Below are 3,378 nucleotides of genomic sequence, written 5' to 3' on the forward strand. Positions count from 1 at the left end.
GGCGGGGCCGGCCGCGGCCGGTCCCGCCGTCCCGCTCACCGCTGAGCCCGCCGTCGTCGACTCCGTCGCCCCGCTGGTCATCGGCCTCGATCCCTCGCCCGAAGAAGTGAACCGTACAGTCCGCTTGTGCGGGCACAGCCTAACCGGACCTTTGGGTCCATTTCGAGCCCTTCGGGAAATCGGCTCGCGGCCTCGGCCGCTGGACCACTGCCGAGCACCGGATCTACCGTGGTCGGATGCCAGCGGCCCGCCGGGACCTGCCCTCGCTCGACATCGGCCCCTTCCTCGCCGGCACCGCCGGACGCGGCGCCTTCCTCGACGCGCTTCGCCGGGCCTGTCACGGCCCCGGCTTCTTCTACCTGACCGGGCACGGCATCCCGGCCGCGCAGACCGGCGCCGTGCTCGAGGTGAGCCGCCGCTTCTTCCGGCTGCCGGCGGCGGCGAAGCTGGAGATCGAGAACATCCACTCGCCGCACTTTCGCGGCTACACCCGCCTCGGCCACGAGATCACCCGGGGCAGCGCCGACCTGCGCGAGCAGATCGACATCTCCGACGAGCGCCCGGCCCGGACGCTTGGCCCGGACGATCCGCTCTACCTGCGCCTCGACGGGCCGAACCAGTGGCCCCGGCAGGTGCCCGAGCTGCGCGCGGCGGTACTCGCCCACATGACCCGGCTCGGCGAGCTGTCCCGGTCGCTGGTCCGGGCCTTCGCCGAGTCCCTCGGCCTGCCCGCCGGCCACTTCGACCGGTCCTTCGCCCACGAGCCCCGCTCACACGTCAAACTCATCCGCTACCTGGCCCCGGCGGACAAGCATCCCGCCGAGTACGACCAGGGGGTCGGTTCGCACAAGGACGGCGGGTTCGTCACGTTCGTCCTGCAGGACGACGTCCGGTCGCTGGCCGCCGACGGCCCGCGGCCGGCGAGCCCCGGGCTGCAGGTCGCGGACGGTGCCGGCGGCTGGCTGGACGCGGCGCCCCGGCCCGGGACCTTCGTCGTCAACATCGGCGAGATGTTCGAGCTGGCCACCCGCGGCTATTACCGTGCCACCGTGCACCGGGTCGTCAGCCCACCGCCAGGCCACGAGCGGCTGTCCGTGGCGTACTTCTTCGGCCCGCGGCTGTCGGCGACGCTGGAACCGGTGCCGCTGCCAGCCGAGCTGGCCCGCGAGATCGACGACCCGTCGCCACCGGACCCGGACAACCCGATCTTCGCGCAGCACGGCGAGAACACCCTCAAGAGCTGGCTGCGCAGCCATCCGGAGGTGGCCCGCCGCCACTACGCCGACGTCGACCCCCCGAAGGGACATCAGTGACGAAGGTGAACGCCCCGACCGGGTGGAGCTTCGAGACCCGGCAGATCCACGCCGGGACCGCGCCGGACCCCGCGACCGGCGCCCGCGCCGTGCCGATCTACCAGACCACGTCGTTCGTGTTCGACGACACCAGGCACGCGGCCGACCTGTTCTCGCTGGCCGAGGTCGGCTTCACCTACACCCGGGTGGTCAATCCCACCCAGGACGCCCTCGAGCGGCGCGTCGCCGATCTCGAGGGCGGGGTGGCGGCGCTCGCCACGGCCAGCGGCCAGGCGGCGATCACCCTGGCGCTGCTCAACCTCGCCGGTGCCGGCGATCACCTGGTCTGCGCGGCCTCGCTCTACGGCGGCACCTACGCGCTGCTGCGATACACCCTGCCCGAGTTCGGCATCACCACGACGTTCGTCGAGGACCCGGACGACCCGGGCGCCTGGCGGGACGCGATCCGGCCGAACACCGTGGCGCTCTACGGCGAGACGATCGGCAACCCGCGCGGCAACGTGCTGGACCTCGCCGCCATCGCCGAGCTCGCCCACGACGCCGGGCTGCCGCTGATCATCGACAACACCCTGGCCTCGCCGTACCTCGCCCGTCCGCTCGAACACGGCGCGGACATCGTGGTGCACTCGGCGACCAAGTTCATCGGCGGACACGGGACGTCGATCGGCGGGGTCATCGTCGACGGCGGGCACTTCGACTGGGCCGGCGGACGCCATCCCCGCTTCACCACGCCGGACCCGGCCTACAACGGCATCGTCTTCCACGAGGCGTTCGGCGAGACCGCCTACATCGTGCGGGCACGCACCCGGCTGCTGCGCGACCTGGGCCCGGCCCTGTCGCCGACGAACGCGTTCCTGCTGCTCCAGGGACTGGAGACGCTGTCGCTGCGGATGCAGCGGCACAGCGCCAATGCCCTCGTGATCACCAGCTGGCTGCGGGAGCGCGCCGAGGTGGAGTGGGTCGCCTACCCGGGTCTGCCCTCGAGCCGCTGGCATGGGGCGGCACAGCGCTACCTGCCGCGAGGCGCCGGCGCGGTGCTCGCGTTCGGCATCCAGGGCGGCGAGGACGCCGGCCGGGCCTTCCTCGAGGGCCTGACGCTGCACAGCCACCTGGCCAACGTCGGCGATGTCCGCTCGCTGGCGATCCACCCGGCGTCGACGACCCACGCCCAGCTCACGCCCGCCCAGCAGGCGGACAGCGGAGTGACACCCGGCCTGATCCGGCTCTCCGTCGGCATCGAGGGCACCGAGGACATCATCGCCGACCTGGAGCTGGGCTTTCGCGCGGCCAAGGCGCACACGGACGGCAGGTCCCGGCAGCCCTGATGGTGCCAGGTGAGGGCGAAATAGGCGAATTGTCGGGTTAGCTCCCTGGGTGGCCGGCGATAACGCACGGACGTCGGGTCGGCCGTCGGCACGGGGCGGGGTGCGCCGCCGCGCGACGGCGGCCACCCGGCGCTCGTCCTGCCCCCCTGGCCTGGAAGTTAGCAGTGAGCGGTGTCAGCAGGGTCGTCGGACGCGGGCGGGTGATCGTCGAACCCTCCGTGCGCCTGGTCCGCCCCGGTCTCGCGGGCTTCCGGAAATTCCTGCTGCGCGGCAACATCGTCGACCTGGCCGTCGCGGTGATCATCGGCACGGCCTTCACCGCGGTGGTCAAGGCGATGGTCGACGATCTGCTCACCCCGCTGGTCGCCGCCGTCGGCGGCAAACCGGACTTCGCGCGTCTCACGTTCGCCCTCAACCACAGCGTGTTCCACTTCGGACTGTTCCTCAACAGCCTGGTGACCTTCATGTTCGTCGCGGGGACCGTCTACTGCACGGTCGTCCTCCCGCTCGCCAAGGCGAACGACCTGCGCCGACGCGCGACGTCGCCGCCGGCGGACCAGCAGGCGGCACAGGAGCTGGTCCTCAGCGACGAGACCCGCCTGCGCACCGAGATCCGCGACCTGCTCGCCACCGGCGAGACGCGCCCCGCGCCGACCGAAACCGCGCCGACCGAAACCGGCACGGACCGAGACCACGCCGACCGAAACCGGCACGGACCGAGACCACGCCGACCGAAACCG

General features: G+C 72.3%; 3 protein-coding genes. All 3 read left to right on the plus strand.

What is annotated here, in order from left to right; genetic code table 11:
- Positions 1-236 precede the first annotated feature (236 nt).
- Positions 237-1,313 (plus strand): isopenicillin N synthase family dioxygenase, encoded by a 1,077-nt coding sequence (locus MXD58_RS23315; RefSeq protein WP_248839030.1) that lies wholly within the window; start codon positions 237-239, stop codon positions 1,311-1,313.
- Positions 1,310-2,638, plus strand: coding sequence for a bifunctional o-acetylhomoserine/o-acetylserine sulfhydrylase (locus MXD58_RS23320; RefSeq protein WP_248839031.1), 1,329 nt, complete (start codon positions 1,310-1,312; stop codon positions 2,636-2,638). Before MXD58_RS23315 ends, MXD58_RS23320 begins: the two co-directional genes overlap by 4 nt.
- A 164-nt stretch (positions 2,639-2,802) precedes the next feature.
- On the plus strand, positions 2,803-3,378 hold a 576-nt coding region (gene mscL / locus MXD58_RS23325; RefSeq protein ID WP_308302034.1), incomplete at its 3' end, for a large conductance mechanosensitive channel protein MscL.

Origin of the sequence: Frankia sp. AgKG'84/4, from assembly GCF_023242965.2 — a bacterium.
Lineage (GTDB): Bacteria > Actinomycetota > Actinomycetes > Frankiales > Frankiaceae > Frankia.

Excerpts from the sequence above, each read along its gene's own strand:
- MXD58_RS23315 (WP_248839030.1), top strand. The coding sequence starts at position 237 with ATGCCAGCGGCCCGCCGGGACCTGCCCTCGCTCGACATCGGCCCCTTC.